This is a genomic window from Treponema endosymbiont of Eucomonympha sp. (assembly GCF_001028545.1).
In genome coordinates, this window is the sequence record NZ_BBPW01000095.1 from 1 (window position 1) to 2,904 (window position 2,904).

Annotated in this window: 4 protein-coding genes and 2 tRNA genes; 5 read left to right on the top strand and 1 reads right to left on the bottom strand. The window is 52.9% G+C overall.

All coding sequences use genetic code 11. The annotated features are described in order from the left end of the window. Positions 1-196 (bottom strand): hypothetical protein (locus tag AWU74_RS12670; RefSeq protein WP_238580168.1); only part of this gene is annotated, 196 nt, incomplete at its 3' end. 350 nt (positions 197-546) lie between these two features. Between AWU74_RS12670 and AWU74_RS04820 the strand changes: the two genes are divergently transcribed. The 5 genes from AWU74_RS04820 to AWU74_RS04840 all read left to right on the top strand — a co-directional run. Then, the gene (locus AWU74_RS04820) at positions 547-888 is read left to right on the top strand and encodes a hypothetical protein (protein ID WP_162504831.1); all 342 of its coding nucleotides are present in this window, start codon (positions 547-549) and stop codon (positions 886-888) included. Further along, on the top strand, positions 878-1,117 hold the full coding sequence (locus tag AWU74_RS04825; protein WP_062328180.1) for a hypothetical protein: 240 nt from the start codon (positions 878-880) through the stop codon (positions 1,115-1,117). Before AWU74_RS04820 ends, AWU74_RS04825 begins: the two co-directional genes overlap by 11 nt. 160 nt (positions 1,118-1,277) lie before the next feature. Further along, positions 1,278-1,351 (top strand) — tRNA-Ile (locus AWU74_RS04830). A 258-nt stretch (positions 1,352-1,609) separates the two neighbouring features. After that, positions 1,610-1,681 (top strand) — tRNA-Glu (locus AWU74_RS04835). 175 nt (positions 1,682-1,856) lie between these two features. Further along, on the top strand, positions 1,857-2,904 hold a 1,048-nt coding region (locus tag AWU74_RS04840), incomplete at its 3' end, for an ATP-dependent DNA helicase (protein WP_162504832.1).

Consider the following 2,904-nt stretch of genomic DNA (forward strand, 5'->3'; position numbering starts at 1 on the left):
GGCTGGTTCCTAGGGTCTGAAGGCTGGTTCCTAGGGTCTGAAGGCTGGTTCCTAGGGTCTGAAGGCTGGTTCCTAGGGTCTGAAGGCTGGTTCCTAGGGTCTGAAGGCTGGTTCCTAGGGTCTGAAGGCTGGTTCCTAGGGTCTGAAGCGGCGGAAACTCCCGCTTACTCTCTGCAATAAAATATACGCAAATCAAAACGTTTCGTCAAGTCGGGCTGAATGCTCAAAAGGACCGCACGCTCTGCGTGCGGAGTAGGGAGGTTTCGGTAATGCCGCCCTCGTCTCGGAGAAAAGCGCCGCGCCGCCACATAAGTAATAAGTTTCCTTTGCATTCTCTTGCATAATTTCGTGCGTCGTGCTATGGTTTATCCTCGCGGAATGTAGCGCAGAGAATACGTTGGGGTATATTCGCTAAAGCCTTTACGAAACGCACCAAGAGACTGCCTATGTGTAGCGGAAAAGGGAATATCATGCAAAACAGCATACAGGAATGAATGAGAAAGATTGTGTCCCCTTTGGAAATTCGATATTCTGCCGAGGTAGTATATGACAAAGCGACATAAAAAACATACAATGAAAAATGAAATAGAAATGCATGATGATAATATATCTTTGCAAACATCTTATAATGATAAATGGATGACGTGGGTAAACGACGTGTACCAAAATCATTTAGAAGCTAGCGAAATAAAAAAATATATGAAGCTACAATATGACTTAATAAATAAGCCTTTGTCGCGGAAATTTACACTTAAAATGATAGGTAAAATTCTAACCAATCTTCGTCAAGATGGAGGAATAACAATTGATTCCGGTACAACTGTAGAAAAAGAAGAACGGCATAATGGAAAAACTGGCAGGTGGGAAGAAATAGATAATGAAGAGTAAACAAAAACCGAAAGACGGTGATACGCGAACGGTGAAAAAACCCAAGCGGAAAGGTGGAGGCGTCCGCATAAGCGCGACTGTCATCCTAATCGTGTTGGCTGTTGTCGCTGGTATCTTTATTATACCGCCCGTGGTTGTCGCTGTAACAGGATTTTTAACCACTGTTGTGCCTGTGTTGCTCATTGTTGTTGGCGTGATAATCGTGGCGTATATTATCTATACTATATAATTTCAGTTGGTATACACATTTCGCCTACAAAAAAGGACATTTAGATCTGGTTTTACCTCTATGCCAAGTTTCCTCAAGGAACTCGGACGTTACCCGTGCTTCGCACGGGTAACGCTCTTGCCAAAGGCACGCGGCTTAAGCTATACTCTCTCTTGCTATCGGGCCTATAGCTCAGTCGGTTAGAGCTGCGGACTCATAATCCGTAGGTCCCAGGTTCAAGTCCTGGTGGGCCCAGCCTTACGGACGGCATTACGAACAGTTGGCAGGACTGCCTGTCGATCAACCATACGGATAATGCGGAGCCAATGCCGCCGCAAAAACAACCTGATATGTCGGTGTCCGCTTGTCCTTACACAGGTTCGCCGTAGCCATATGCTGTGCTTCGTGCGGGCAGATGAGGCATTTTTGCCGAATATACGCTGCACCGTTCAACTTCGCCGGATGCCCCGCCTTGACAGGAGCGTTGCCTTTTTGCTATAGTCGTCCAGCCTTGTCTCCCTCGTCTAGTGGTTAGGACATCGGGTTTTCATCCCGACAACAGGGGTTCAATTCCCCTGGGAGATGACCGAAAGAATCGCCGCAAAGAGCGATTCTTTTTTATGCCGTATCTTTAGCTTACTTTGCAAAAACGGCACTCTGCGCCGCTCCCAAGTGCAGCGGATTTTACGGCTTGCCGACAACGGCGAGACGGCGTAAAAACGCTGTTGCTGCGAGAAAACCCCAGACAAAAGGCTGACCGGTGTACGACGACCGCGATGATTTCCGAGACGAAGAACCGCACGGCAACGTGTCGCTCGACGCGGAAGAGGCTGCGCGCTGCCTTTCGGCGGACGGTCCGCTTGCGCGAAAAAACAAATCGTTTGAAGTGCGCCCGCCGCAAATCGGGTTGCTCAAGTCTATTGCGGAAACATTTAACGCGAACGGCATAGGCGTGTACGAAGCGGGAACCGGCGTTGGAAAATCGTTCGCCTACCTTATCCCGTCTCTGCTGTGGCACCTCAAAAACAAAGAGCGCGTGGTCATTTCGACCGGCACCATAAACCTGCAGCAGCAACTGCTCGAAAAAGATATTCCCGCCGCGCAGGATATCGTCGGGTGCGCGGTAAAAACCGTCCTGATAAAAGGGCGGCAGCAGTATGTGTGCCTCCGCCGCCTGCACGACGCCGAGCGCGATTTGTTTGCCGGCGAGAGCGGCGAACTCGGCGCGATTATAGAGTGGGCAGCGCATACGGCGGACGGGAGCCGCGCCGCCTTGCCCTTCATGCCGACCGAATCGCTGTGGGGTCGGGTGAACGCCGAATCCGACGCGTGTATGGGGGCGCGCTGCGCATACCGCGACGATTGTTTTGTGGCGGCGGTCAAACGGGAGGCTACCGACGCGGGCTTGCTCGTGGTGAATCACAGCCTGCTGTTTGCCGACGCGGAAGCGCGGCTTGCGGGCGCGGGCTACGAGGGCGCGGCGGTGCTGCCGCCGTATAAGCGGCTCGTGTTTGACGAGGCGCACGGCATCGAGGCTGCGGCGACGAGCTTTTTCTCCGCCGAGCTGAGCCGCTTCCGGCTACTGAAGCAGCTCAACCGTCTGTTCCGTGTGCAGCGGGGGCGCGTATCCGGGCTGCTCGTCGGCTTGCAGGCGCTGACCGACGGCACGCAGGATATGATTGAAGTGGTTTCCGCCGCAATCGAGTCGGTCAAAGCCACCGCCGAAACCGCCGAATCGTGCGGCATGAACGCGCTCGGCGCGGAACACGCGTTCCGCGTTACCCCCTCGACCGAAACGCGAATCGCGC

Excerpts from the sequence above, each read along its gene's own strand:
- AWU74_RS04825 (WP_062328180.1), top strand. The coding sequence starts at position 878 with ATGAAGAGTAAACAAAAACCGAAAGACGGTGATACGCGAACGGTGAAA.
- AWU74_RS04820 (WP_162504831.1), top strand. The coding sequence starts at position 547 with ATGACAAAGCGACATAAAAAACATACAATGAAAAATGAAATAGAAATG.